21 protein-coding genes are annotated in these 23,391 nt (G+C 68.8%); 13 read left to right on the top strand and 8 right to left on the bottom strand.

The window, feature by feature from the left end; genetic code table 11:
- Nucleotides 1-55 precede the first annotated feature (55 nt).
- Nucleotides 56-1,108, bottom strand: a complete 1,053-nt coding sequence (locus HND92_RS13710; RefSeq protein WP_172207782.1) for an Ldh family oxidoreductase — start codon at nucleotides 1,106-1,108, stop codon at nucleotides 56-58.
- Between the two features lie 432 nt (nucleotides 1,109-1,540).
- Here HND92_RS13710 and HND92_RS13705 point away from each other — a divergent pair, with 432 nt between their 5' ends.
- The 3 genes from HND92_RS13705 to HND92_RS13695 all read left to right on the top strand — a co-directional run bounded on the left by HND92_RS13705 (nucleotide 1,541) and on the right by HND92_RS13695 (nucleotide 5,362).
- Nucleotides 1,541-2,656 (top strand): TRAP transporter substrate-binding protein, encoded by a 1,116-nt coding sequence (locus HND92_RS13705; protein ID WP_011806257.1) that lies wholly within the window; start codon nucleotides 1,541-1,543, stop codon nucleotides 2,654-2,656.
- 127 nt (nucleotides 2,657-2,783) lie between these two features.
- Entirely contained in the window at nucleotides 2,784-3,404 is a 621-nt protein-coding gene (locus HND92_RS13700) for a TRAP transporter small permease subunit (RefSeq protein WP_011806256.1), read from the top strand.
- Nucleotides 3,401-5,362, top strand: coding sequence for a TRAP transporter large permease subunit (locus HND92_RS13695; protein WP_172207780.1), 1,962 nt, complete (start codon nucleotides 3,401-3,403; stop codon nucleotides 5,360-5,362). The genes HND92_RS13700 and HND92_RS13695 overlap by 4 nt, the downstream gene beginning before the upstream one ends.
- Nucleotides 5,363-5,398: 36 nt before the next feature.
- Here the strand turns inward: HND92_RS13695 and HND92_RS13690 are convergent, their stop codons facing one another.
- Nucleotides 5,399-6,520 (bottom strand): substrate-binding domain-containing protein, encoded by a 1,122-nt coding sequence (locus HND92_RS13690; RefSeq protein ID WP_172207770.1) that lies wholly within the window; start codon nucleotides 6,518-6,520, stop codon nucleotides 5,399-5,401.
- A 50-nt stretch (nucleotides 6,521-6,570) separates the two neighbouring features.
- Here HND92_RS13690 and HND92_RS13685 point away from each other — a divergent pair, with 50 nt between their 5' ends.
- Genes HND92_RS13685 through HND92_RS13670 form a run of 4 tightly spaced genes read left to right on the top strand, consistent with a single transcriptional unit; the run spans nucleotide 6,571 to nucleotide 9,766 of the window.
- Nucleotides 6,571-7,308 (top strand): ABC transporter permease, encoded by a 738-nt coding sequence (locus HND92_RS13685; protein WP_103739104.1) that lies wholly within the window; start codon nucleotides 6,571-6,573, stop codon nucleotides 7,306-7,308.
- Entirely contained in the window at nucleotides 7,305-8,081 is a 777-nt protein-coding gene (locus HND92_RS13680; protein WP_103739103.1) for a phosphate ABC transporter ATP-binding protein, read from the top strand. Before HND92_RS13685 ends, HND92_RS13680 begins: the two co-directional genes overlap by 4 nt.
- A complete protein-coding gene (locus HND92_RS13675; protein ID WP_172207766.1) occupies nucleotides 8,078-8,902 on the top strand; it encodes a substrate-binding domain-containing protein in 825 nt (274 codons plus the stop codon). The genes HND92_RS13680 and HND92_RS13675 overlap by 4 nt, the downstream gene beginning before the upstream one ends.
- Before the next feature lie 9 nt (nucleotides 8,903-8,911).
- Entirely contained in the window at nucleotides 8,912-9,766 is an 855-nt protein-coding gene (locus tag HND92_RS13670; RefSeq protein WP_088886328.1) for a molybdate ABC transporter substrate-binding protein, read from the top strand.
- Nucleotides 9,767-9,890: 124 nt separating this feature from the next.
- Here the strand turns inward: HND92_RS13670 and modC are convergent, their stop codons facing one another.
- The 3 genes from modC to modA all read right to left on the bottom strand — a co-directional run bounded on the left by modC (nucleotide 9,891) and on the right by modA (nucleotide 12,490).
- Nucleotides 9,891-10,967 (bottom strand): molybdenum ABC transporter ATP-binding protein, encoded by a 1,077-nt coding sequence (gene modC / locus HND92_RS13665; protein WP_371814779.1) that lies wholly within the window; start codon nucleotides 10,965-10,967, stop codon nucleotides 9,891-9,893.
- A gap of 8 nt (nucleotides 10,968-10,975) precedes the next feature.
- Nucleotides 10,976-11,659, bottom strand: coding sequence for a molybdate ABC transporter permease subunit (gene modB / locus HND92_RS13660; RefSeq protein WP_371814778.1), 684 nt, complete (start codon nucleotides 11,657-11,659; stop codon nucleotides 10,976-10,978).
- A 75-nt stretch (nucleotides 11,660-11,734) separates the two neighbouring features.
- A complete protein-coding gene (modA, locus tag HND92_RS13655) occupies nucleotides 11,735-12,490 on the bottom strand; it encodes a molybdate ABC transporter substrate-binding protein (protein ID WP_011806248.1) in 756 nt (251 codons plus the stop codon).
- A 78-nt stretch (nucleotides 12,491-12,568) separates the two neighbouring features.
- On the opposite strand from modA, the gene HND92_RS13650 reads away from it, so the two are divergent.
- The 6 genes from HND92_RS13650 to HND92_RS13625 all read left to right on the top strand — a co-directional run bounded on the left by HND92_RS13650 (nucleotide 12,569) and on the right by HND92_RS13625 (nucleotide 18,200).
- Nucleotides 12,569-13,354: a TOBE domain-containing protein gene (locus HND92_RS13650; protein ID WP_246867557.1), complete on the top strand. Its 786-nt coding sequence runs from the start codon at nucleotides 12,569-12,571 to the stop codon at nucleotides 13,352-13,354.
- Nucleotides 13,355-13,526: 172 nt separating this feature from the next.
- Entirely contained in the window at nucleotides 13,527-14,297 is a 771-nt protein-coding gene (locus HND92_RS13645) for an ABC transporter ATP-binding protein (protein WP_103738990.1), read from the top strand.
- Nucleotide 14,298: 1 nt separating this feature from the next.
- Nucleotides 14,299-15,012, top strand: a complete 714-nt coding sequence (locus HND92_RS13640) for an ABC transporter ATP-binding protein (RefSeq protein ID WP_172207755.1) — start codon at nucleotides 14,299-14,301, stop codon at nucleotides 15,010-15,012.
- Nucleotides 15,013-15,056: 44 nt separating this feature from the next.
- Nucleotides 15,057-16,259 (top strand): ABC transporter substrate-binding protein, encoded by a 1,203-nt coding sequence (locus HND92_RS13635; RefSeq protein WP_172207752.1) that lies wholly within the window; start codon nucleotides 15,057-15,059, stop codon nucleotides 16,257-16,259.
- Between the two features lie 36 nt (nucleotides 16,260-16,295).
- Nucleotides 16,296-17,180, top strand: coding sequence for a branched-chain amino acid ABC transporter permease (locus tag HND92_RS13630; protein ID WP_011806242.1), 885 nt, complete (start codon nucleotides 16,296-16,298; stop codon nucleotides 17,178-17,180).
- 18 nt (nucleotides 17,181-17,198) lie between these two features.
- Nucleotides 17,199-18,200, top strand: a complete 1,002-nt coding sequence (locus HND92_RS13625) for a branched-chain amino acid ABC transporter permease (protein WP_172207749.1) — start codon at nucleotides 17,199-17,201, stop codon at nucleotides 18,198-18,200.
- A gap of 201 nt (nucleotides 18,201-18,401) precedes the next feature.
- Here the strand turns inward: HND92_RS13625 and HND92_RS13620 are convergent, their stop codons facing one another.
- From HND92_RS13620 to HND92_RS13610, 3 genes are read right to left on the bottom strand one after another with little or no spacing between them, the layout of a single operon-like run.
- A complete protein-coding gene (locus HND92_RS13620; RefSeq protein WP_172207747.1) occupies nucleotides 18,402-19,544 on the bottom strand; it encodes a carotenoid 1,2-hydratase in 1,143 nt (380 codons plus the stop codon).
- Nucleotides 19,544-20,635, bottom strand: coding sequence for a PLP-dependent cysteine synthase family protein (locus HND92_RS13615; RefSeq protein ID WP_172207744.1), 1,092 nt, complete (start codon nucleotides 20,633-20,635; stop codon nucleotides 19,544-19,546). Before HND92_RS13615 ends, HND92_RS13620 begins: the two co-directional genes overlap by 1 nt.
- A gap of 9 nt (nucleotides 20,636-20,644) precedes the next feature.
- The gene (locus tag HND92_RS13610; RefSeq protein ID WP_172207742.1) at nucleotides 20,645-23,278 is read right to left on the bottom strand and encodes an ABC transporter permease; all 2,634 of its coding nucleotides are present in this window, start codon (nucleotides 23,276-23,278) and stop codon (nucleotides 20,645-20,647) included.
- Nucleotides 23,279-23,391: the final 113 nt, after the last annotated feature.

Here is a 23,391-nt window from a genome sequence, read left to right as displayed (position 1 = left end):
TAATAGCTGTTGGCGCACGTTGACTGGGCGCTGCAGGCCCATTTGATTCAATTTTCTAAATTGGCCCGTCGGCGAGGCGCTGCAGCTCGGCCCAGGTGGTGGCAGGCAGCGGTACGCCGTCCTTCAGCGACCGCGCGCGCTGGCGGTAGCGGCGCTCGCCGGGCTGGCGCGTCTGGCCCGCGGCCGCCATGGCCTGCACCAGGTCTTCGCAACGCTGCGCAAAGCTGCTGCCCGCGCTCTTGGCTGGGTCGATGGCGATGATCAGCTCGCCCGTCCAGGGTGTCTGTGCGCCGGGGTGGCCGCTCCAATCGAACTCGAACGAGAAGTTGCCGCCCGTGAGCGCGGCCGCGAGCAGCTCCACCATCATCGACAGGGCCGAGCCCTTGTAGCTGCTGTGCACGCCGCCGAAAGGCAGCAGCGCGCCGCCGTCCAGGATGGCGCGCGGGTCGTTCGTGGGCTGGCCGTGGCGGTCCACGCCGTGGCCGTCGGGCAGCAGGCGGCCCTCGCGCGCGGCGATCTGCACGTCGCCGTGGGCGATGGCGCTGGTCGCCAGGTCGAACACCAGCGGCTCATGGCCCGCGCGGGGCGCTGCGAAGGCGATGGGGTTGGTGCCGAAGAGCGCCTTGGTGCCGCCACTGGGCACCACGCAGGCCATGCTGTTGACGAGCGCCAGCGCCACCAACCCGTCGTCAGCCAGCGGCTCCACGTCGGGCCACAGCGCCGCAAAGTGGTGCGAGTTGCGGATTGCCAGCAGCGCCACGCCGTTCGCGCGCGCTTTGGCCACCAGCGCCGAATAGGCGGCCCGGTAGGCGGGTTGGGTGAAGCCATTGCCGGCATCCACCGACAGGTAACCGGGCGCCACATCCTCCACACGCGGCACGGCGTGGCCGTCCACCCAGCCGCTGGCCAATGTCGACAGGTAGCCGGGGATGCGGAACACGCCATGGCTGTGCGCGCCGTCGCGTTCGGCACTGGCGCAGTTGTGGGCCAGCACGGCGGCCACTTCGGCGCTGGTGCCGTGCCGCTCGAAGATGCGTGCGAGCGTGCCGCGCAGGTCATCGAAGGGCACGTGCTGGACGTCGCCGCTGGCGGTGTGAGAAAGGGGCATGCAGAGGTCTCCTGTGTGGGGCGCGTAAGTGGTGTGCAGGGGCGCTTTGCTTCCAAAAGCATAGCTTCTCGCGCTCTCCCACTATGGGGTTAACGGTGTTTTTGCTTCAATCTTCGCATGATCCGCCCCGCTGGGGCGCGTGTGGTGCGCATGCCGCTAAATGCCGAGTGGGTCCTGCGTGCTGCGCCGCAGTAATTGCGGGGCCATACCCCACCACCATGCTTCGCAATTCGTAGCGCTCTGCGCCAGATATGCACGGCATTGCACAGGTGCGGTGCGCTGGAGCTGCGCAGGTGTGCACTGCGCAAAAAGCGGCGGAACGCCGTGGTGGGGTGCGCGATGCTTCGCGTAAACCCTCTTTGGTATGCATTTGCAACCCGCCAAAGATGCGGGTCTGGATTGTCCAGGCATCCCAATCAAGGAGTGAAGTAGATGACAGAGCAGACCAAGACCCCAGGCCGCCGAAACCTACTCAAGGGTGCTGCGGTTGCCGCGGGAGCCATGTCCGTGCCCATGATCAGCACGGCCCAGACCACGGTGTTCCGATTCCAGAGCACCTGGCCCGCCAAGGATATCTTTCACGAGTTCGCGGGAGACCTGGCCAAGAAGATCAACGACATGGCGGGCAGCCGCCTGAAGATCGAGGTGTTGCCCGCGGGTGCCGTGGTGCCGGCCTTCCAGTTGCTGGATGCCGTGGCCAAGGGCACGCTGGACGGTGGCCACGGCGTGGTGGCCTACTGGTACGGCAAGAACCAGGCCGTGGCGCTGTGGGGCTCGGGCCCGGCCTTTGGCCTGGATGCCAACGGCGTGCTCGCGTGGCATTACTACGGCGGCGGTAAGGAGCTGCTCGACGAGATCTACAAGAGCCTGAACCTGGACGTGGTCTCCAAGCTCTACGGCCCCATGCCCACGCAGCCGCTGGGCTGGTTCAAGAAGCCGGTGGCGCGCGTGGAAGACCTCAAGGGCCTGAAGTTCCGCACCGTGGGGCTGGCGGTGGATGTGTTCACCGAGATGGGCGTGGCCGTGAACCCGCTGCCCGGCGGCGAGATCGTGCCCGCGCTGGACCGCGGCCTGCTGGATGCGGCCGAGTTCAACAACGCCTCCAGCGACCGCGTGCTGGGCTTTCCCGACGTGGCCAAGAACTGCATGCTGCACAGCTTCCACCAGTCCAGCGAGCAGTTTGAAGTGCTGTTCAACAAGAGCAAGTACGACGCGCTGTCGTCGGAGCTGAAGGCGGTCATCGACTACGCCGTGCAGGCCGCCAGCGCCGACATGAGCTGGAAGGCCGCCGACCGCTACGCCAAGGACTATGCCGAGATGCAGTCCAAGCAGGGGGTGAAGTTCTACAAGACGCCGGACGCCATCCTGCGCGCGCAGTTGGCCGCCTGGGACAAGGTCACGGCCAAGAAAGCCGAAGAGAACGCCATGTTCAAGAAGGTGATGGACTCCATGCGCACCTTTGCGCAGAGGAGCGGCCGCTGGAAGAACGACACCGACGTCGACTTCAAGATGGCCTGGAACCACTATTTCGCGCAGCGCAAGAGCTGATGCCGCGGCAGGCCCGGCGGGCCTGCCTTTCATTCTGACGAGGGCCGGGGGCACGCGCAGGCGGTGCCGCCCGGGCCAGCGTGTATCCGTTCATTGCCCCGCGGGGCCGCAGCGTTCTCTTCCAGCCATGCAAAAACTCTTACTCGGCATCGATGCCGTGTCCACCTTCATCGGCAAGGCGGCGGCCTGGGCCGTCGTGGGCCTGACGGCCCTGATCTGCTGGGAGGTCTTCTCGCGCTACGCGCTGAACAACCCCCATGCCTGGGTGCTGGACGCACAGATCATGCTGTACGGCACCATGTTCATGCTGGCGGGCGCCTACACCCTGGCCAAGAACGGCCACGTGCGCGGCGACGTGCTGTACGGCTTCTTCAGCCCGCGCGTGCAGGCCGGGCTGGACCTGCTGCTCTACATCCTGTTCTTCCTGCCGGGTGTGCTGGCCATGACCTGGGCCGGCTGGACCTATGCGCAGGAATCGCTGGCCATCCGCGAGCAGACGTTCTCCGCCACGCCGCTGCCGCTGTACCCCTTCAAGTTCGTGATTCCCCTGGCGGGCGCCGTGCTGCTGCTGCAGGGGCTGGCGGAGATCGCGCGCTGCGTGATCTGCCTGCGCCAGGGCGCGTGGCCCCGGCGCGGCGAGGACGTGGAAGAGGTGGACGTCGAGAAGCTCAAGGAGATGGTGCACGTGAACGACAGCGACCTGCAGGTGCCGGCTCCCGCATCCGCCGCGCAGGGGGGCAAGCCATGAAGATGCGCAAGGAACTGTGGTTCGGCTTTTCCATCATGGCGCTGGTGGTGACCGGCGCCGTCGGGATGCTGCTGGGCGTGGAGACGATCACGCGCGGCCACCTGGGCTTGCTGATGCTGTCGCTGGTGGTGGTGGCCATCATGCTGGGTTTTCCCACCGCGTTCACGCTCATGGGCATGGGCATGATCTTCACCTGGCTGGCGTACGACCGCGACATCACGCGCACGCTGGACCTGATGGTGCAGGCGGCTTACAAGAGCATGGCCAACGACGTGCTCATCGCCATCCCGTTGTTCGTGTTCATGGGCTACCTGGTCGAGCGGGCCAACCTGATCGAAAAGCTTTTCAAGAGCCTGCACCTGGCCATGGCGCGCGTGCCGGGTTCGCTGGCCGTGGCCACGCTGATCACCTGCGCCATCTTTGCCACCGCCACGGGCATCGTGGGCGCGGTGGTCACGCTGATGGGCCTGCTGGCGCTGCCGGCCATGCTGCGCGCGGGCTACAGCACGCCCATGTCGGCCGGCGCGATCACGGCGGGTGGCTGCCTGGGCATCCTGATTCCGCCGTCGGTGCTGCTGATCCTGTATGGCGCGACGGCGGGCGTATCGGTGGTGCAGTTGTACGCGGGCGCCTTCTTCCCCGGCATCATGCTGGCGGGCCTGTATGTGATGTACGTGATTCTGATGGCCAAGCTCAAGCCGGCCTGGGCGCCGCCGCTGTCGGCCAAGGAACGGCAGGTGGTGCTGCCGGCCATGACCGCCGCGCTGCCCGCCGAGACGCGGCAATATGCCCCCGTGCGCTTGCTGGATGCCCTCAAGGGCAAGCGCAATGCGCAGGTACCCACGGCCTATGTGCTGCGGCAACTGGCACTGGTGGTGATGCCGGGGCTGCTGTTCGTACTGCTGGCCACCAGCAGCTGGCGTGCGGTCACCACGGTGTCGGTGGAGGAGGCGTACGGCATCCAACCCATCGGCTTCAACGACAACTCGCCCCGGGTGGCGTCGGAGTTTGGCTTGCAGGAGCCGCCGGTGGAGGGCGGCCTGCAAGAACCGCCGCAGGAATCCACGGGCCTGCAGGAGCCTCCGGGCGCGGACAGTGGTGCGCTGGCCGAGCCCCCCGGTGCCGAGCCCGCACAGTCCGCCCCATCCGCAGTGGGGGAGCCGCCCGGCTCCACCGCAGGTGCCACGCCCCAGGCCGCCACGCAACCCGCGCCCACCTGGTGGTGGGTCATGTTTGGCGTGCTGGGTGCGGCCACAGCGCTCTTCTATCTGTTCCTGAGCTTCGCGCGGCTGGAAATCTTCAAGATGCTGCTGGGCTCGTTCTTCCCGCTGCTGACACTGATCATGGCCGTGCTGGGCTCCATCGTGTTCGGTCTGGCGACGCCGACCGAGGCGGCGGCCATGGGGGCGTTCGGCGGCTTCGTGCTGGCCGCGGCCTACAAGCGTCTGAGCATGGATGTGGTGCGCGAGTCGGTGTACCTCACGGCCAAGACCTCGGCCATGGTGTGCTGGCTGTTCGTGGGCTCGGCCATCTTCTCCGCGGCCTTCGCGCTGTTGGGTGGGCAGGAGCTGATCGAGAAGTGGGTGCTCTCCATGAACCTGAGCAAGATCGAGTTCATGGTGCTGTCGCAGGTGGTGATCTTCCTGCTGGGCTGGCCGCTGGAGTGGACGGAGATCATCGTGATCTTCATGCCCATCTTCATTCCGCTGCTGAGCCACTTCGGCGTGGACCCGCTGTTCTTCGGCCTGCTGGTGGCGCTGAACCTGCAGACGGCCTTCCTGTCGCCGCCCGTGGCCATGTCGGCGTTCTACCTGAAGGGCGTGGCGCCGCCGCATGTGACGCTCAACCAGATCTTCCTGGGCATGCTGCCGTTCATGGGCATCCAGGTGCTGGCGATCGTGCTGCTGTATGTGTGGCCGCAGATCGGTCTGTGGCTGCCGCAACTGCTCTACAAGTGATGCCGGGCCGGGGACTGCGGTCCCCGCCTCATGGCGTCAACGCGCCGCGGCCCTGCGGCGCGTGAAGTTCCACCACGGCAGCACGCGGCTCATGGCCAGCACTTCGCCGCAGTGCATGGGCGCATAGCCGGGCATGGCAGCCATGCGCCGTTGCCAGGCAGGGGTCTGCAGCAGTTCGCGCAGCGCGCGCGTGGCCGGCTGCTCCAGTGAGGACTTCAGGCAGGCCAGGTGGTAGCGCTCGTACACCAGCGGCACGAAGTCCAGCCCGCGCGCACGCGCCGCCAGCTCGATGCCCATGCCCACGTCGGCACTGCCGGCGGCGATGGCCTGCGCCAGCGCGGCGTGCGAGGGCTCATCGCGGTCGTAGCCCTCGATCTCTGCGGGTTCCAGGCCCGCCTGCGCGAGCAGGTCGGTCAGCAGCACCCGCGTGCCCGTGCCCAGCGGGCGGTTGACGAAGCGCGCGCCCGTGCGCGCCACGTCCGCCAGCGAGGTCAGGCCCAGCGGGTTGCCGCGCGCCACGATCAGGCCCTGCGCGCGGCGCGCGAAGCCGATCACCTTGTGCAGCCCCGGCTGCAGCAGCGGGCGGTAGGTCTGCGCGGCCAGGGTATCCATGCCCGGCTCCTCCAGCGTGTGAAAGCCGGCGATGGTGCACCGCCCTTCGTTGAGTGCGCGGATCGCGTCCACGCTGCCGGTGAAGCGGATGTCCAGATGCAGCGCGCCGCCCTGGCCCGCGTGGGCGGGCGCGGTGGCGAACGCACGCAGCACGGACAGCGCATCGTCGTGGCTGGCATACAGCGTGAGCACGTGGGCATGTTCGTCGAACGCCACGGCAAACGCGCGCTCCAGATCGGCGCGCAGCGCCTCGATCTGCGGCGCGAGCCGCGCCTGCGCCTGGCGCTCGGCCCACAGCAGCTTGGTGCCGAATTCGCTGAGCTGGGCGGACTGGCCCTTGCCCCAGACGATGAGCTCGCTGCCCAGTTGTTCTTCCCAGCGCTTGAGTGCGCCCCACACGTGGCGGTACGACAGGTCCAGCGCGCGCGCCGCGCCCGAGATGGAGCCCTGCTGCGCCACGGCCTGCAGCATGTCGAGCAGGGGATTGCGGATCAGCGCGTCGTCCGCGTCGCGGTCGAGCGTGTAGTGGAGTTGGATCCTATGCACAAGTTTTCATATCGCCGGGTATTGGATTGCTGCATACGATAGCCCAACCCATGTCCACAATGACCCAGAGCGTCGCCACGGCGCTGCACCTCATCACCTCCGCCGATGCCGCCTTGTGGACCATCGTCGTGCGTTCGCTCGCCGTGAGTGCCACGGCCTGCCTGCTCGCCTGCGGCGCGGGCGTGGTGCTGGGGGCATGGCTGGGCGTGGCGCGCTTTGCCGGGCGCGACGCGGTGCTCGCGGTGCTCAATACCCTGCTGGCCGTGCCCTCGGTGGTGGTGGGCCTGGGCGTGTACCTGCTGCTGTCGCGCACCGGCCCGCTGGGCAGCCTGGGCTGGCTGTTTTCTTTCAAGGCGATGGTGCTGGCGCAGGCGCTGCTGGTGTTGCCCGTGGTCACCGCGCTTACGCGCCAGGTGGTCGAGGACGTGGACCGCCTGCATGGAGAGCAGTTGCGCTCGCTGGGCGCCGGCACCCTGTTGCGTGCCCTGTTGGTGTCCTGGGACGAGCGCTATGCGCTGCTCACGGTGCTGATCGCCGCATTCGGCCGCGCCATCTCGGAGGTGGGCGCGGTGATGATCGTGGGCGGCAACATCGACGGCTTCACGCGCGTCATGACCACCGCCATCGCGCTGGAGACCAGCAAGGGCGACCTGCCGCTGGCGCTGGCGCTGGGCCTCGTGCTGCTGGGCGTCGTGTTGTTGCTCAACGTGGGCATTGCGCTGCTGCGCCGCTGGCGTGAACGCGTGGATGGTGCCGCCGTGGGCGGCCTGGCCGGGGTGGGGGCATGAGCGCGCTGCCGTCACCCGTCTTCCCCGGGGAGGAGAGCACGGGCGACGTTTCCACCATCGAGCCGCCGTTGTTTGCACTGCGCGAGCTGTCCGTGCGCTACGGCGCGGTGCAGGCGCTGGCCGGCATCAATCTGCGTGTGATGCCCGGCGAGCGCGTGGCTCTGGTGGGTGCCAACGGCAGTGGCAAGAGCACGCTGCTGCGCGCATTGCACGGCCTGGTGCGGCCCAGCGCGGGACAACTGCGCCGCGACGGCGCGCCGCGCGTGGCCATGGTGTTCCAGCGGCCTTTCGTGTTGCGCACCAGCGCGCTGAACAACGTGGCGCTGGGATTGTGGCTGCGCCGGGTGCGCTGGCAGGAGGCCTGCGCCCAGGCCGCCGTGGCGCTGCACCGCGTGGGGCTGCAGGACATCGCGCGGCAGAACGCGCGCACCTTGTCCGGCGGGCAGCAGCAGCGGCTGGCGTTTGCGCGCGCCTGGGCCCTGCGGCCCGACGTGCTGCTGCTGGACGAGCCCACCGCCAGCCTGGACCCGCATGCCAAGCGCGAGATCGAATCGCTGATGGCCGACTTCGCCGCCAGCCACGGCAGCGCCGGCCCCGATCAGCCGGTGACCATGCTGTTCAGCAGCCACAACCTGGGACAGGTCAAGCGCCTGGCCAGCCGTGTGCTCTACCTGGAGCACGGGCGCGTGCTGGCGGACCTGCCCGTGCACGATTTTTTCAACGGCCCCCTGCCCGAGGCCGCCCGTCTGTTCGTCAAAGGAGAAATGGCATGAAGAGTTACAAGCGTTTTGGGCCCCTGGCGCTTACCCAGACTGCGGTAGCAGCTATTGCTTTGGTAGCTTATGGCAGCGCTGCGGCACAGGCCATCACGATGGCGTCGACCACCTCGACCGAGCAGTCGGGCCTGTTCACCCACCTGCTGCCGGCCTTCAAGCAGGCCACCGGTATCGACGTGAAGGTGGTGGCGGTGGGCACAGGCCAGGCGCTGGACATGGCGCGCCGCGGCGACGCCGACGTGCTGTTCGTGCACGACCAGGTGGCCGAGGAGAAGTTCGTGGCCGACGGCTGGGGCGTGAAGCGCTACCCGGTCATGTACAACGACTTCATCCTCGTGGGTGGCAAGGCGGATGCTGCTGGCACCAAGGGCAACGACATCGCCGCCGCACTCAAGAAGATCGCCGCGGCCAACGCGGAGTTCATCTCGCGCGGTGACAAGAGCGGCACCCATGCAGCCGAGCTGCGTTACTGGAAGATCGCCACCGAGGGCGTGAAGGGCAGCGGCTACAAGGAATGCGGGTGCGGCATGGGCCCGGCGCTGAACATCGCGGCCTCCAGCGGTGCGTACGCGCTGACGGACCGAGGCACCTGGCTCAACTTCAAGAACCGCGACAACCTCGCGGTGCTGGTGGAAGGCGACAAGCGCCTGTTCAACCAGTATGGCGTGATGGTGGTGAACCCCGCCAAGCACCCGCATGTGAAGCAGGCTGAGGCGCAGAAGTTCGTGGACTGGGTGGTCTCGCCCGCGGGCCAGAGCGCCATCGCCGGCTACAAGATCAACGGCGAGCAGCTGTTCTTCCCCAACGCCAACCCGTAAGGCCATGCCATGGACCGCCGTTCCTTGCTCTGCGTGGCCGGCGTGGCCGCAATGGCTGCCGTGTTGAGCGGTTGTGCCCAGCCTGGCGGCACGGCAATGGGTGCAAGCACGCCGTCCGCGGGCATGGGCGCGGCCACGAACGTGACCGTCTATGCCGCCGGCAGCCTGCGCGAGGCCTTCACCGAGATTGCGCGTGAGCACGAGGTGCGCACGGGCCAGAAGGTGGCATTGACCTTCGGAGCGTCCGGCCTGCTGCGCGAGCGCATCGAGTCCGGCGAGCCGGCCATGGTATTCGCCTCCGCCGATACCGAGCACCCGCAGCGCCTGGCGCGCGCGGGCGATTGGGGCGCGCCGCAGGTGTTCACCCGCAATGCCCTGTGTGCACTGGCTGCGCCCGGCGTGCCGGTGACCACGGCCAACCTGCTGGACACGCTGCTGCGCGCCGACATGCGGCTGGGCACCTCCACGCCCCAGTCGGACCCGTCGGGCGACTATGCCTGGGAGCTGTTTCGCCGGGCAGAGCAGGTACGCCCCGGCGCCTTTGCGCGGCTGGAGGCCAAGGCGCTGCAACTGACCGGCGGGCCCACCTCGCCCAAGGCGCCACCCGGTCGCGGCACCTATGCCTGGGTCATGGCCGAGGGGCGGGCGGACGTGTTTCTGACCTACTGCACCAACGCTGTTTCTGCCCAGCGCGAAGTGCCGGCGCTGCAGGTGGTGCAGGTGCCGCCAGAGCTGCAGGTGGCTGCAGCTTATGGGCTTACGGTGCGTCGCGGTGCGCCCCAGGCCGCGCTGGACTTTGCCCAGACCCTGATGGCCGAGCCCGCGCAGCGCGTGCTGCGGCGCCTGGGATTTGCCGCGCCCTGAGCGGCGCGCGGCACGGCTTCACCATCGCGGGCGTTGAACTTGACAATGGGTGGGCGCACCTGCGTGTCGCGGCATGGCTGGCCCAGATGACGTGTAGCGCCGTGCGTCCGCAGGAGTGATCGCCTCAGTCCACCAGCGCCACGCCCTTGACCTGCGCAAACACCTCATCGCCCACGGCCAGCGCCAGCGTGCGGCAAGAGCGCAGCGTGATGCGCGCCAGCAGCGTGGTGCCCACCACGTCCAGCGCCACCAGCACCTGGCCGGGGCCGTCGTCGGCCAACTGCGTGATGCGCGCGGGCAGCAGGTTCAGGATGCTGCTGTCCGCCGCGCGTGTGCGCGCCAGGCTCACGTCGCGCGCCAGCACGCGCAGACGCACGCCCTCGCCCACGGCGCGCGGGCGGCCGCTGGCCAACTGAATCTGCCCGCCGTCGATGGCCACAGTCAGCAACTGGTCGTGCGCGTCGTGCGCCAGCACGCGGCCCTGCACCAGCGCGGCGGCGGCGTCGCCGTGCGCCAGGGGCAGGTCCAGCCGCGCCATCAGCTCGGCCGTGGGGCCCTGGGCCGTGACGCGGCCGGCCTGCAGCAGCACCAGGTGGGAGGCCAGCCGGGCCACCTCGTCGCTCGAGTGGCTCACGTAGAGCACGGGAATGTCCAGGCTGCGCTGCAGGCGCTCCAGGTAGGGCATGACCTCGGCCTTGCGCGCGGCGTCCAGTGCAGCCAGGGGTTCGTCCATCAGCAGCACGCGCGGGCTGGTGGCGAGAGCCCGCGCAATCGCCACGCGCTGGCGCTCACCGCCCGAGAGGGTGTGGGGCATGCGGGGCAGCAGGGCGCCCAGGCCCAGCAGTTCCACCGCCTGCTCCAGCGACACGCGGCGGCGTGCGGGCGGCTGGCGGCGCAGGCCGTATTCCATGTTGCGGCGCACGTCCAGGTGCGCGAACAGGCTGGCCTCCTGGAACACATAGCCCAGCGCGCGCTGGTGCGTGGGGCGCCACTGGCCGGTGGCGTCGTCCTGCCAGACTTCGCCGTTGACCTGCACGCTGCCGCGCGCGCGCTCCAGCCCCGCCAGCGCGCGCAGGCAGGTGGTCTTGCCGCAGCCCGAGGGGCCGAACAGCGCCGTCACGCCATGGCCCGGCAGCGCCAGCTGCACGTCCAGCGTGAAGTCCGGCCGCGCCAAAGACAGCCGGGCGTGAATGCCGTTCATTGCGCCCGTCATCGCCCCCCCCTGGGCTGCAGCCAGTGCAGCAGCATGAGCACGATGAACGAGAACGCCACCATGCCGCCGGCGAGCCAGTGCGCCTGGGCGTACTCCAGGGCTTCCACATGGTCGTAGATCTGCACCGACACCACGCGCGTCACCCCGGGGATGTTGCCGCCCAGCATGAGCACCACGCCGAATTCGCCCACCGTGTGCGCAAAGCTCAGGATGGCGGCCGTCACGAAACCGGGGCGCGCCAAGGGCAGGGCGACACTGAAGAACCGGTCCAGCGGGCTGGCGCCCAGCGTGGCCGCCACCTCCAGCGGTCGGCGGCCCAGCGCTTCGAAGGCGCGCTGCAGCGGCTGCACGGCAAATGGCAGTGAATACACCAGGGAGCCGACGACCAGCCCCGGGAAGGTGAACGGCAGCCGTCCCAGGCCCAGCGCCTCGGTCAGCTGCCCGATGGCGCCGCCTGGCCCCATGCTCACCAGCAGATAGAAGCCGATCACCGTGGGCGGCAGTACCAGCGGCAGCGCCACCACGGCCCCCACGGGGCCGCGCCAGCGCGAGCGCGTGTGGGCCAGCCACCAGGCCAGCGGTGTGCACAGCACCAGCAGCAGCACGGTGGTGACGCTGGCCAGCTGCAGCGTGAGCCAGATGGCGGCCCAGTCTTCGGGGGACAGTGGCAGAAGGTGCATTGCTGCTGGACTAAAGGGTTGCTTGGGTTTAAGGGAAAAACGGCTCTAACCCTTGTCGGATGGGCGCAAGCTGCTTCAAAAAGAATAGCCGTAAGACTGAATGATGGCGCGCACCTTGTCGCCGCGCAGGTAGTCCATCAGCGCAGCGGCGGCGGCGTTGCCCTGGCCGGGCTTTAGCACGATGGCGTCCTGGCGGATGGGCGCGTGCATGCTGGCGGGCACCACCCAGGCCGAGCCCTCGCGCAGCCGGCCGCCTTCCATGACTTGCGACAGCGCCACAAAGCCCAGCTGTGCATTGCCCGACGCGGCGAACTGGTAGGTCTGGCCGATGTTCTCGCCGGTGACCATACGCGGCTGCACCTGCGCCGTAAGGCCCAGCTTGTCCAACGTCTGCACGGCCGCCAGGCCGTAAGGGGCCAGCTTGGGGTTGGCGACGGCGATGTGCCGCCAGTCGCTTTGCTGCAGTACCTTGCCCTCGGCATCCACGTAGCCGGCCTGTTTGCTCCACAGCACCAGCCGGCCGATGGCGTAGGTGAAGCGCGTGGCGCCATTGCCCAGGCCTTCGCGGGCGGTCTTTTCGGGCGTGGCGTCGTCGCCTGCCAGCAGCACGCCAAACGGCGCACCGTTGGCGATCTGCGCATAAAACTTGCCCGTGGCGCCAAACGACAGCACGGCCTTGTGGCCCGTGTCGCGCTGAAACTGCACCGCAATCTGCTGCATGGGCGCGGCAAAGTTGGCCGCCACGGCCACCGATACCTCGGCACTGTGCGCTGCAAAGGCTGCCATAAGCGCCAAGCCTGCAAGGGTTTTGCCCACAGATGAAGCCGCCATCAGCACCACCTCGCTATTCCATTGATGAATAGCGGGCAGTATAGCCAGCGCCCTGTGGCGGGCGGCATGATGCGGGCCATGCACCAACACCCCTCATTTCTGGATGCCCTGCGCCACGACATGGCCGACAAGCGCATCGACATCCTGCGCCAGATCGGGCAGGGCGGCTCCATCTCGCAGGCCGCGCGGGCTGTGGGCGTGAGCTACAAGGCGGCGTGGCAGGCGCTGGACACGCTCACCAATCTGGCTGGCGTGGCGCTGGTGGAGCGCGTGGTGGGCGGCGTGGGCGGTGGCGGCGCGCGGCTTACCGCCGCCGGCGATCAGCTGCTGGCAGCGGCCGATGCCATGCAGCAGGCGCGCACCGTGGTGCTGCAGCGGCTCGATGGCAGCGAGGTGGCGCAGGCGGTTGCCGCGCGCCTGGCCTTGCGCACCAGCATGCGCAACCAATGGCCTTGCATCGTTCAGGGGATGCATGCCAGCGGGCAGATCGTGCGCGTGCACTTGCGCGGTGCGGGTGAACTGGCTGCGTCGGCCGACGGCCTGGCGGTGTATTCGCGCATCACCCGCGAGAGCGCCGAGCTGCTGGGCCTGCGCCCCGGCGTGCCCGTACAGGCCCTGTGCAAGGCCACTGCGGTGCGCGTGCTGCCGGCAGCCGTCGCGCCAGCGGCGCCCGGTGCCAATCACTGGCCTGCGCGGGCCACGCGCGTGTCACGTGGCGAGCTGGGCGACGAGGTGTCTGCGCAACTGGATGCGGGCGTGCAGATGGTCGGATTTGCGGCGCCGCAATCGCGTCTGCGCGTGCGCTCGCGCGTCGTAATGGCGGCGGATGAGTCGGCTATCGTCCTGGCGTTTGAGGGCGCATGAATGTCCCGCACAACCCCGCGTATGACGGGGTGATGACGTGTTGTTACGTAGGTGTTGCTACATAGGCATTTGTCCCAGTTATGTCGCAAGGTGTGTCCCCTTAGGATGCGATGCAACATAAACACGGAGTCGGACTGTGTCGCACACCCTGTGCGGTAAGGGTCCGGTGGCAATGAGCGACGTCATACTGAAAACTTCTCGCCTCACCAAGGAATTCAAGGGCTTCACCGCAGTCAGCGACGTGAGCCTGAGCGTGCGCCGTGGTTCCATCCACGCACTGATCGGCCCCAACGGCGCAGGCAAGACCACCTGCTTCAACCTGCTGACCAAGTTCCTGGAGCCCACCTCGGGCACCATTCATTTCAACGGCAACGACATCACCCGTGAGCAGCCTGCGCAGATCGCGCGGCGCGGCGTGATTCGCTCGTTCCAGATCTCGGCGGTGTTCCCGCACCTCACGCTGATGGAGAACGTGCGCCTGGGCCTGCAGCGCAAGCTGGGCACCAGCTACCACTTCTGGCGCAGCGAGCGCAGCCTCGGCCAGCTCAACGACCGCGCCATCGAACTGCTGACCGAGGTGGGCCTGCAGGAGCTGGCCGACGAGGTCACCGTCAACCTGCCCTATGGCCGCAAGCGCGCGCTGGAGATCGCCACCACGCTGGCCATGGAGCCCGAGCTCATGCTGCTCGACGAGCCCACGCAGGGCATGGGCCACGAGGACGTGGACCGCGTCACGCAGCTCATCAAAAAGGTGTCGGCCGGCCGCACCATCCTCATGGTGGAGCACAACATGAAGGTCATCGCGACCATCGCCGACCGCATCACGGTGCTGCAGCGCGGCGCTGTCCTGGCCGAAGGGCCCTACGAAGAAGTCTCGAAGAATCCACAAGTCATGGAAGCGTACATGGGCACGACCGACGGCCAACTGCAGGGGGCGCACTGACATGGCCGGCACCCCCGCACTGGAAATCCGCAATCTCGAAGCCTGGTACGGCGAGTCGCACGTGCTGCACGGCGTGGACATGGTCGTGCAGCCCGGCGAGGTGGTCACCCTGCTCGGGCGCAACGGCGCGGGCCGCACCTCCACCATGCGCGCCATCATGGGCCTGACCGGCGCACGCAAGGGCTCGGTGAAGATCCACGGCGTGGAGACCATCCACCTGCCCACACACCGCATCGCGCACCTGGGCCTGGGCTACTGCCCCGAGGAGCGCGGCATCTTCTCCAGCCTGTCGTGCGAGGAGAACCTGCTGCTGCCTCCCGTGCTCAAGACCGGCACGCAAGGCATGCCGGTCGACGAGATCTATGCCATGTTCCCCAACCTGGCCGAGCGCAGGAACAGCCAGGGCACGCGCCTGTCGGGCGGCGAGCAGCAGATGCTGGCCGTGGCGCGCATCCTGCGCACCGGCGCCAAGCTGCTGCTGCTCGACGAAATCTCCGAGGGCCTGGCGCCCGTGATCGTGCAGGCGCTGGCCCGCATGATCACCATGCTGCGCGAGAAGGGCTACACGGTGGTGATGGTGGAGCAGAACTTCCGCTTCGCCGCGCCGCTGGCCGACCGCTTCTACGTCATGGAGCACGGCCAGATCGCCCTGCAGTTCGGCGCCGACGAGCTGGAGGCCAAGATGCCCGTGCTCAACCAGTTGCTGGGCGTCTGACCGACCCCTTTCCCATTCGTTTCGCACCCACCAAGGAGACAACAATGCAAAAGACACTCAAGACACTGGTCGCAGTGATGGGGGCCGCCGGCCTGGCGGTATCCGCCATGCAGGCCCATGCACAGGACAAGGTCAAGATCGGTTTCATCACCGACATGTCCAGCCTTTACGCCGACCTGGAAGGCAAGAACGGCGTGGTAGCGATCCAGATGGCCATCGACGACTTTGGCGGCAAGGTGCTGGGCAAGCCGATCGAGCTGCTGTCCGCCGACCACCAGAACAAGGCCGACATCGCCGCCAGCAAGGCGCGCGAATGGATCGACACGCAGAACCTGACCATGCTGTTTGGCGGCACCAACTCCGGCACCGCGCTGGCCATGGCCGAGGTGGCGAAGGATAAGAAGCGCGTCTATTTCAACAACGGCGCGGGCTCCTCGGCGCTGACCAACGCCCAGTGCAGCCCCTACACCGTGCACTACGCCTACGACACCGTGGCACTGGCCAAGGGCACCGGCGGCGCCGTGGTCAAGCAAGGCGGCAAGGACTGGTTCTTCCTGACGGCCGACTACGCCTTCGGCCAGGCGCTGGAGAACGACACGGCCGCGGTCGTGAAGGACAACGGCGGCCGCGTGCTGGGCAGCGTCAGGCACCCGCTGAACGCATCCGACTTCTCTTCGTTCCTGCTGCAGGCGCAAAGCTCCAAGGCGCAGATCCTGGGCCTGGCCAACGCGGGCGGCGACACCATCAATTCCATCAAGGCCGCCAAGGAATTCGGCATCACCAAGACCATGAAGCTGGCCGGTCTGCTCGTGTTCCTGACCGACATCCACAGCCTGGGCCTGCGCAACACCGAGGGCCTGCTGCTGACCACCAGCTGGGACTGGAACCTGAACGACCAGACGCGCGCCTTCGGCAAGAAGTTCTTCGCCAAGACCAAGCGCATGCCCACGGACATCCACGCGGCCGACTACTCCGCCACCATGAACTACCTGAAGGCCGTGCAAGCCGCCGGCACTACCGATGCCGACAAGGTCATGGAGAAGCTCAAGTCCACGCCGATCGACGACTTCTACGCCAAGGGCACGATCCGCGCCGACGGCCGCTTCGTGCACGACATGTACCTCATGCAGGTGAAGTCGCCCTCCGAATCCAAGGAACCCTGGGACTACTACAAGGTCGTGGCCAAGCTGCCCGGCGACCAGGTGTTCACCACCAAGGCCGAGAGCAAGTGCGCTCTGTGGAAATAAGCTCCTGACCTGACCCCTCACCCTCTGCCGCCTGCCATGGAAATTTTTGGTGTCTCATTGCCGGGTCTTTTGAGCCAGCTCCTGTTGGGGCTGGTCAATGGCTCGTTTTACGCAATCCTCAGCCTCGGGCTGGCCGTGATTTTCGGCCTGCTCAACGTCAACAACTTTGCGCACGGTGCGCTGTTCATGATGGGGGCCATGATTACCTGGATGGCCATGAACTACTTTGGCATCAGCTACTGGTGGATGCTGGTGCTGGCGCCGCTGGTGGTGGGGGTGTTCGGGGTCGTGATCGAGCGGCTGCTGCTGCGCTGGATCTACAAGCTGGACCATTCGTATGGCCTGTTGCTCACATTGGGCCTGGCGCTGCTGATCGAGGGGGCGTTTCGCTCGGTCTATGGCGTCTCGGGCCTGGGTTACGACACGCCCGAGTTGCTCGAAGGCGCCACCAACCTGGGCTTCATGGTCATGCCCAACTACCGTGCCTGGGTGGTCGTGGCCTCCGTCACGGTGTGCATTGCCACGTGGTACGTGATCGAGAAGACCAAGCTGGGTGCCTACCTGCGCGCCGGCACCGAGAACCCCCGTCTGGTGGAAGCCTTCGGCGTCAACGTGCCCGTCATGGTGACGCTGACCTACGCCTTCGGCGCAGCGCTCGCGGCCTTTGCCGGCGTGCTGGCGGCGCCCGTGTACCAGGTCACGCCGCTGATGGGCCAGAACCTCATCATCGTCGTGTTTGCGGTGGTGGTGATTGGCGGCATGGGCTCGATCATGGGCTCCATCCTCACCGGCCTGGGCCTGGGCGTGATCGAGGGCTTCACCAAGGTGTTCTACCCCGAAGCCTCGTCCACCGTCGTGTTCGTCATCATGGCCATCGTCCTGCTCATCCGCCCCGCCGGCCTGTTCGGCAAAGAGAAGTAAGCCAACGGGGTGAACCACATGAACGTCAATAAATTCGCTCCCATTGGCTACGGCCTGCTGCTGCTCGGCCTGATCGTCGCGCCCTTCCTTGGCGCCTACCCGGTGTTCGTGATGAAGCTAATGTGCTTCGCGCTGTTCGCCTCGGCCTTCAACCTGCTGCTGGGCTACACGGGCCTGCTGTCGTTCGGCCACGCCGCCTTCCTGGGCGGTGCGGCCTACGTGACGGGGCACTCCATCAAGGTCTGGGGCGCCACGCCCGAGATCGGGCTGCTGCTGGGCCTGCTGAGCGGCGCGCTGCTGGGCCTGGTGATGGGCTTCTTCGCCATTCGCCGCCAGGGCATCTACGCCACCATGATCACGATGGCGCTGGCGCAGATGCTGTTCTTCGCGGCGCTGCAGGCGCCCTTCACGGGCGGCGAGGACGGGCTGCAGGGCGTGCCGCGCGGCAAGCTGTTCGGCGTGCTCGACCTGTCCAGCGACATGACCATGTACTACGTGTGCCTGATCGTGGTGGTGGTGGCCTTCCTGCTGATCGTGCGCACCATCCACTCGCCGTTCGGGCAGGTGCTCAAGGGCATCAAGGAAAACGAGCCGCGTGCCATCTCGCTGGGCTACGACACCAACCGCTTCAAGCTGCTGGCCTTCGTGATCTCGGCCGCCATCGCGGGGCTGGCCGGGGCGCTCAAGACGCTGGTGCTGGGCTTCGCCACGCTGACGGACGTGCACTGGAGCGCCTCGGGCCACGTGGTGCTGATGACGCTGGTGGGGGGCCTGGGCACGCTGAGCGGCCCGCTGGTGGGCTCGGCCGTGGTGGTGCTGCTGGAGAACAAGATCGGCGAGCTGGGCACGCTGCTCGCGCAACTCACGACCATCGACTGGTTCAACACCCTGGGCGAGTCGGTGACCATCGTCACGGGCCTGATCTTCGTGGTCTGCGTGCTGGCCTTCCGTCGCGGCATCATGGGCGAGATCATCGCCTGGCTGGAGCGCCGCCGCACGGGGGGCAGCGGCAGCCACTGACGCCCTCGTCACCGCATGCCGGCTGGGCCAAGCCCCAGGCCGGCGGCACCCTCGGCCATGCGCGGCAACCGCCCTGCATGGCCGCTTTGTTTTTGATAGCTGGCGGCGCTTGTTGTGTCTAGGTTTTAGAGACAAACCGGGTGGAAATGCCCAAAAGCAAAGCGCTGGCAGCTATCACATGCATAGCGACAGGCCGCGCCGTCAGCCCAGCCGCAGGCGCTGCGCATAGCCCGTCATTTCCAGATAGCCGCGCCCCACCTCGGGGCCGGCCGGTTCGCCCGCATCGCCCCGCGCCCGCGCTGCATGCAGCGTGCACAGCCCTTCCCAGTAGATCGCGCCGGTGGAGCCGCGGCTGTCCAGCTCCTGCGCGTCCAGCAGCGCACGCACGATGAAGCCGCCCGCGGGCGTGTCCACGCGCCACTGCACCGGGTAGCGCGCGCCGCTGGCCGGGCTGTGCCAGTGGCGCAGCGGGGAGAACACCACGGCCTCGGATGCGAACACCTGCGCGGCGTCCGCTCCTGCGGGCCGCCAGGAACCCCCGGTCCAGAGCGTGCTGCCGTCGGCGCGCCGCAGGCGGAACGCGGTGAGTGCGGCGCCGTCGTGCAGGTTCATGCCGATCCAGTCCCAGCCCACGGCCTCGGGGTGCATCAGCGCCTCGCTCCACTCATGGTCCATCCAGGCGCGGTTGGCGGGCGCGGCCAGTGGTTGCACCGGCATGCGCCGGCCCGCGAGGGTGATGGCGCCCGTCACGGCCAACTGGGGCTGGCTGTAGTAGTAGCTGGCCTGCGCCGCGTCGGGCCCCTTGCGCGACAGGCCGGCCTGGCCCTGCAGCAGCACGGGCTGGGTGCTGGCGCAGTCCAGCTCCAGCGCAAACCCTTCTGCCTGCGCGCGCACCTCGTAGCGGCTGCCGCCCGGCGCGCTGCTGGCATGGCGCGTGAGCGACCAGTCGCGCAGGCGCACCTGCGTGTCGCCCTCCAGCGCCTGGGCAATGCCGAAGCCCGCGCGGGCTATGCGCTGGTCGTGCAATTGGCGACGGCCTTGCACGTCGGTCAGCGCCGCGTGCGCAAACACGAGCTGGCGCGCGGCGAAGGCCGACTGCATGCCCTGCGTGGCCTCCACGCGCGTGCGAAAAAAGGTGATCTGAAAGCCCCACAGCCGCTCGTCGGCCTGCGCATGGCCGGTGATGTACCACCACTCGGTGCGCAGATCGGGGTGGCTGCCGTGGTCGCGCGGGAAGGCCAGCGTGCGCGGCGCCAGGGCCCAGGCGGGAGCAGCCCAGCCGCAGGCAGCACTGCCCAGCGCGCCCTGGGCCGCGAATGCCAGCAGCGCGCGGCGCCCGATCATCAGGCCAGCAGCGCCTGCAGCCGCGCGTGCGCGGCCGCGCAGTCGCCCAGGCAGCGCTGCACCCAGGCGTCGTCGTGGTAGGTGGGCAGGTAGCGCTCGCCCGCGTCGCACAGCAGCGAGAGGATTGACCCCTGCTGCCCCTGCGTGCGCATCTCCTGCGCCAGCCGCAGCATGGCGACGAAGTTGGTGCCCGTGGACGGGCCGACGCGCCGCCCCAGCAGGGTGGACAGCACGCGCATGGCGGCGACGGAGTCGTCGTCGGCCACTTCCTCCATGCGGTCCACCAGCGTGCGGAGGAAGCTCGGCTCCACGCGCGGGCGGCCAATGCCTTCGATGCGCGAGCCCGGCGCGGTGAGCGTGGCGTCGCCCGTGCGGTGGTAGGCGCCGAACACCGAGCCCGCCGGGTCGGCCACGCAGACCTGCGTGGCGTGGCGCTGGTAGCGCACGTAGCGGCCGATGGTGGCGCTGGTGCCGCCCGTGCCTGCGCCCACCACGATCCAGCGCGGCACCGGGTGGCGCTCGCGCTGCATCTGGGTGAACATGCTCTCGGCGATGTTGTTGTTGCCGCGCCAGTCGGTGGCGCGCTCGGCGTAGGTGAACTGGTCCATGTAGTGGCCGCCCGTGTCGGCGGCGATGGCGCGCGCAGCGTCGTATACGTCGCCCGCACGCTCCACGAAGTGGCAGCGTCCGCCGTAGAACTCGATCAGCGCGATCTTCTCGGCCGAGGTGCTGCGCGGCATCACCGCCACGAAGGGCAGGCCCAGCAGGCGCGCGAAATACGCCTCGCTCACGGCGGTGGAGCCGCTCGATGCCTCCACGATGGTGGAGCCCTCGCGCACCCAGCCATTGCATAGCGCATACAGGAACAGCGAGCGCGCCAACCGGTGCTTGAGGCTGCCCGTGGGGTGGGTGGATTCGTCCTTCAAATACAGGTCGATGCCGGCGCCGGCAAAAGCGGGCAGCGGCAGCGGGATCAGGTGGGTGTCGGCGCTGCGCTGGTAGTCGGCCTCGATGCGGGCGATGGCCTCGTGCAGCCAGCCGCTGCCGGCCGCCGGGGCGGAAAGAGAGGAGGGGGACAACATGGCCCGCATTGTCGGCGACTACCAGTCTTCCTTGACGGCCATCACCGCGTCGCGCCCCGCGGCCAGGCGGCCTGCCAGCCAGGCGGTCAGCGTGCCTACCGCCACCACGGCCAGGGCCAACGCGCCCAGGCGTGGCCAGGGAACGGCCAGGTCCATGGTCCAGTGAAAGCTCTGCGGGTTCACCACATGCACCAGCACCGCCGCCACGGCCAGGCCCAGCAGCGTGCCGGCCACCGCGCCCACGGCCGTCCAGGCCGCGCCCTCGCCGGCGACCACCGCCAGGATCTGCCGCCGCGTGAGCCCCAGGTGGGCCAGCAGCCCGAACTCCTTGCGCCGCGCCAGCACCTGCGCGCTGAAGCTGGCCGCCACGCCGAACAGCCCGATGCCGATGGCCACCGCCTGCAGCCAGTAGGTGACGGCGAAGCTGCGGTCGAAGATCGCAAGCGACCGTGCGCGGATCGCATCGGCCGAGGTGAATTCCAGTGCATCCGCCGCCGAGGCGCCCAGACTCTCGCGGGCCTGCTCCAGCACCTCGCTGCGCAGCGCGCCGGCCTCGCGGCCCGGCGCGGGCCACAGCGCCAGGTCGCTGGCGCGCGCGTCACCCGTCAGGCGCGCGAAGTCCTGCAGGTCCAGCGCGATGGCGCCGTGCTGGCGCACATAGTCGCGCCACACACCAGCTACGAAAAATGTAGCTGCTGGCGCTTTTCCAGACAGCGCTGGAGGCCTGAAAACCTCTGAAAGCCGCGGCCAGTCCGCGCCTGGGCGGGCGCCGTACAGGTCCACCACCGCCTCGCTCACATACACGCCGACGCGCCCTGGCGGCACGGGGCGCGCAGGGTCCACCAGTGGCAGAGCGCGGGCCGGATCGCCCTCCAGCGGCCGGGCCAGCAGCGCGACGGGGGCGCGGTCGGGTGCCAGTTGCAGGCTGCTGGTGCGCAGCGCCTGCACGCGCGCCACGGCGGGCAGGCGCGCCACGGCATGGACGAAATCCGGGGGAAACACCGCGGCCTCGTCGCCGCTGGCGCCGCCGGCCGCGCGCAGGTACAGCGGCGCGGGCAGCACGCTGTCCAGCCACTGGCTGACCGAGCCGCGAAAGCTGCCCACCATCACCGTCAGCGCCACGGCCAGGCTCAGCGCCGCCACCACGCCGCCCACGGCCACGGCGGCGCTGGCGCGCATGCGGCGGGCGCGCTCCAGCGCCAGCAGGGCCAGGGCATGGCCCGCCGCCAGCGGCTGTAGCCGCGCCAGCAGCGCCTGCACCAGCCAGGGCAGCAGGGCAATGCCGCCGATCAGCAGCAGGCCCACCGCCACGTAGGCCGCCAGCGGTATGCCAAAAATGGGTGGAAGCATTGCCAGTAAAGCGCTAGCAGCTATCAAAACAAGACCGATCCAGGCGCGCGCGCCGCGCCCGGCCTGCGCACCCAGGCCCCTGAGGGTCTGCGCCGGCGGCAACTGCTGCGCATGGCGCGCGGGCCACCAGCCGCCGATCAGCGCGGCCGCTACGCCCAGCAGGCCGTAGAGGAGCGCCGCTGGTGTACTCCACTGCAGCGCAGGCTGTGCGCCGGTGAAGTAGCCGCCGCCCAGGTCGCCACCCAGCAGGGTGAGCGCCAGCGCCGCCAGCGCCGTGCCCAGGGCGATGCCGGCCACGCTGCCGATGAGGCCCAGCGCGCAGGATTCCAGCAGCACCAGCGCCAGGCGCTCGCGCGGCGTGGTGCCCAGCACGGCCAGCAGCGCGAACTGCGGCGCGCGCTGCGCCACGCTGAGCGCCAGCACCGAATACACCAGGAAGCCCCCGGTGAACAGCGCCACCAGCGCCAGCACCGTGAGGTTGACGCGGTACGCGCGCGAGAGGCTGTCCACCCGCTGCATGTCGTCCTGCGGCGCGGCGAACTGCACGCCCGCCGGCCAGCCGGGCAGGGCGGCCAGCGCCTGCTGCACGCTGGCGGGCGTGCTGCCGGGGTGCAGCCGCAGGTCGATGCGGGTGAGCTGCCCCGTGCGGCCGAACAGATCCTGCGCGGCGCCGATGTCCATCACCGCCAGGGGCGCGCCGCCCGCGGCCACCGTGCCCGCCACGCGCACGGGGTGCGCCGCCAGGCCTGCCTGCAGTGTGATGGCCGGGGTGTGCGCGTCGATGGCGCCCAGGCCCAGCGCCTGTTGCGCCGCAGGGTTGAGGAACACGCTGGCGGGCGCCAGCATGGCCAGGCGGTCGGCGCCGTCGTAGGCACGCGGCGCCAGGGCCGGCGCCATGGCGGGCAGCAGCAGCGCATCGGCGCCCAGCACGCGCAGCGCCACGGGTGTCTGGCCGCTGGTCGTGGACGCCCGTACCGGCACTTCCAGCCACGGGCTGGCCAGGCGCACCTGCGGCTGGCGGGCAACCTCGCCATAGAGCGATTCGGGCAGCGCGCCGCGTGTGGCGCGCAGTTCCAGGTCGGGCTGGCCGTTCACCGCGCGCACGGCCTGCGAAAACTCGTCCAGCGCCGACGCATTGATCACATGCACTGCGAACCCCAGCGCCACGCCCAGCATGACGGCGGCCACGGCGGCTGCGCTGCGCCAGGGGTGGTGGCGCAGCGCACGCCAGGAGAAGGTGCGCAGCAGGGCGGTCAGCATGCCGCGATTGTGCGGGCCGCGGCGCGTGGAGTTGCGCTGCATCAAATTCAAACGTGCGGGGGTTCTTGAACCGTGGCGCGACAGCGCCTATATAGCCTGAAGACGGCGGGGCCGACCCGCCGGACGGATGGCCCGTGCGGGCCGCTTCACCTTGT

Origin of the sequence: Diaphorobacter sp. JS3050, from assembly GCF_013154915.1 — a bacterium.
In the GTDB taxonomy this organism is placed as follows: Bacteria; Pseudomonadota; Gammaproteobacteria; order Burkholderiales; family Burkholderiaceae_C; genus Diaphorobacter; species Diaphorobacter nitroreducens.
This window is presented reverse-complemented; position numbering and strand designations above follow the sequence as displayed.